The sequence below is a fragment of the Geminicoccus harenae genome, assembly GCF_019800005.1.
In the GTDB taxonomy this organism is placed as follows: domain Bacteria; phylum Pseudomonadota; class Alphaproteobacteria; order Geminicoccales; family Geminicoccaceae; genus Geminicoccus; species Geminicoccus harenae.
Genome location: NZ_JABGCL010000107.1, coordinates 1 through 2,430 on the forward strand (window position 1 = coordinate 1; position 2,430 = coordinate 2,430).

At 34.3% G+C, this 2,430-nt stretch carries 3 protein-coding genes, 2 tRNA genes and 1 pseudogene; 3 read left to right on the forward strand and 3 right to left on the reverse strand.

The annotated features are described in order from the left end of the window. Positions 1-128, reverse strand: a pseudogene (gene psbE / locus HLA95_RS30190) (cytochrome b559 subunit alpha); the annotation flags it as partial. A gap of 943 nt (positions 129-1,071) precedes the next feature. On the opposite strand from psbE, the gene HLA95_RS30195 reads away from it, so the two are divergent. Beyond that, positions 1,072-1,167, forward strand: a complete 96-nt coding sequence (locus tag HLA95_RS30195) for a cytochrome b6-f complex subunit 6 (protein ID WP_202958638.1) — start codon at positions 1,072-1,074, stop codon at positions 1,165-1,167. 163 nt (positions 1,168-1,330) lie between these two features. After that, a complete protein-coding gene (gene petG / locus HLA95_RS30200) occupies positions 1,331-1,444 on the forward strand; it encodes a cytochrome b6-f complex subunit V (protein WP_078101521.1) in 114 nt (37 codons plus the stop codon). Between the two features lie 128 nt (positions 1,445-1,572). Here the strand turns inward: petG and HLA95_RS30205 are convergent. Together HLA95_RS30205 and HLA95_RS30210 are read right to left on the reverse strand one after the other, a co-directional pair. After that, positions 1,573-1,646: transfer RNA gene (locus tag HLA95_RS30205), tRNA-Trp, on the reverse strand. Between the two features lie 149 nt (positions 1,647-1,795). Beyond that, positions 1,796-1,869: transfer RNA gene (locus HLA95_RS30210), tRNA-Pro, on the reverse strand. Between the two features lie 384 nt (positions 1,870-2,253). Here HLA95_RS30210 and HLA95_RS30215 point away from each other — a divergent pair. After that, a complete protein-coding gene (locus HLA95_RS30215; protein WP_138533861.1) occupies positions 2,254-2,388 on the forward strand; it encodes a photosystem I reaction center subunit IX in 135 nt (44 codons plus the stop codon). The last annotated feature ends 42 nt before the right edge of the window (positions 2,389-2,430 follow it).

Below are 2,430 nucleotides of genomic sequence, written 5' to 3' on the forward strand. Positions count from 1 at the left end.
GCTAAACCCGTGCTGACGAATAACCAACCCGCAATGAATAGGGAGGGTATAGTAATGCTATGAATGACCCAGTATCGAATACTGGTAATAATATCAGCAAAAGAACGTTCTCCTGTGCTTCCAGACATGCTGAGCTCCACATATTCTTGTACAGTCAGATGGGGATCGATTCCGTAAAAGATGAGATCAGTAAATGGAAATTCACTGAAATTCAATCTTTGTGAGATCGTCAATATTGTACCGAGGGTGTCTTTAGAGTATACCGAATCAGTATAGCTATCCTTCTTCTGACACAGCAATGCAATTTCAATCAATATCGAAATGAAGTGCTAGATAATTTCTTTCTTTCTTTCTTGTTGCTTGTCGATGTAGAACCATGCGCCATTCAATAGAAAATTACTCAAATTCCTGTAATATAGGATTTCTCTCCATTATTGGCTTCGGACTAGAAACTGAAGATAACGTAAAATGTGAATCCGACGAGTCGGTTTCTAATAATTCATGAGGGAAATTATCATATTCCCACAATTCAATTAGATGCGAAATCTAGAAATCTCTTTTTAGTGGTTGTAGCAGAGGTTTGGAATCTTTTTTTTTCATTCGAGATATTATGTGACTGAACCCACTACTGAATCTAATGAGTTAAAATGAAAGTCAAAGGTGTTATGCACTGTTCGTTCTAAAATAGAAAATGGATTTGATACAATTAAAAAAGAAGAAAAATGATTTTCCAATTTTATTCCATAGTGATTCAAAGATAGTTTCATGAAGTTACACGACACAGTTTTTATTATTTTCTTATTAGTTTACTCATGAGTTGCCCAATGAATCTGTTGATTCGGAATCATGGGATGGGTAGATGTCACAGATGATGAATCTATTTCTTTTTCTACCTCTGTCATTCTATCTTTGTTAGTGACATCTATAATGGTTGATTAATCAAAAACTTTCAATTGAACTTATTCTTTCAATTGGTATTTTTGCTTATCCTCGTATCTTGCAAAAATGGAAACTTAGGTAAGTGCTTTAGAAACATATGTATAAAAAGACCATATTTCATTTAGCTCCTTCATGCCTACTATAACTAGTTATTTCGGTTTTCTACTAGCGGCTTCAACTATAACCTCAGCTCTATTTATTGGTCTGAGCAAAATACGACTTATTTGAAATGAACAATTCATAAAAAAAAATATTTCTGTGGGATTCTGTGTATTCTATAGTTCCTTACCGTGTCAATTGCCAATTATTAGTCATTGAGATTCATGGGCAATTCGGATTAATATTTAGGGATAGATATTACCTCTTTTTTTCCCCTTTCAAACAAATTGAAATGATTGAAGTTTTTCTATTTGGAATCGTGTTAGGTTTAATTCCTATTACTTTAGCTGGATTATTCGTAACTGCATATTTACAATACAGACGTGGTGATCAATTGGACCTTTGATTAATTAACATCTCTTTTTTTGATTGACCTCCTCCTTTCTTTTCTTTAATCCACAGGAGGTCAAATTACACTGAAATAACTTCACTAACTTGAACAGCAATCTGAATTTGACCTAACAAGAACGGAATCACGCTCTGTAGGATTTGAACCTACGACATCGGGTTTTGGAGACCCACGTTCTACCGAACTGAACTAAGAGCGCTTTCTTATCACAATAGAGAAGACTGTGATTCTTTCTTTTTGTAACCCCCATACATCTTGCATGCATATACTCTCATATATAGTATCATAAAATGAAAGATTATGTATGTCCAATTCTCAATTGATCCCTCGTTACTGCGAAGTAATAGGTAGGGATGACAGGATTTGAACCCGTGACATTTTGTACCCAAAACAAACGCGCTACCAAGCTGCGCTACATCCCTTTCAATTGGTCTACAGTGTCATTGTAAAGAATCCCTGTCTTGTTTTCCATATCGTTATTTCTTCCATTAATATACACAACTTATCTTGTCTTCTTTTTTGTTTTGGTCTCATATCATATAACATATAATAATAAAAGACTTATATACATATGAAATCCACCGTAAAAAAAAAAATGAATAGTTTTCGGGAATGCTCAGGAAGAAAGGGACGTATTTTTCTCTTTTAATTTTAAGAAATGAAACAAAATCTTATCCGCCGAATCATTGTACATTTCAATTTGAATTAGGGATTCCGCGTACAAATACAAGTAGTCCTTAACTACATATGCATCTGATCATATATGTATTACCATTATGTATTACAATAAAGAAGGAGGATTTTCAATGCGAGATCTAAAAACATATCTCTCCGTGGCACCGGTACTAAGTACTCTATGGTTCGGGTCTTTAGCAGGTCTATTGATAGAGATCAATCGTTTCTTCCCGGATGCGTTGACATTCCCTTTTTTTTCATTCTAGTTATTGACATGGGAAGGGTTGAAGAAGATTAGAGATACAATC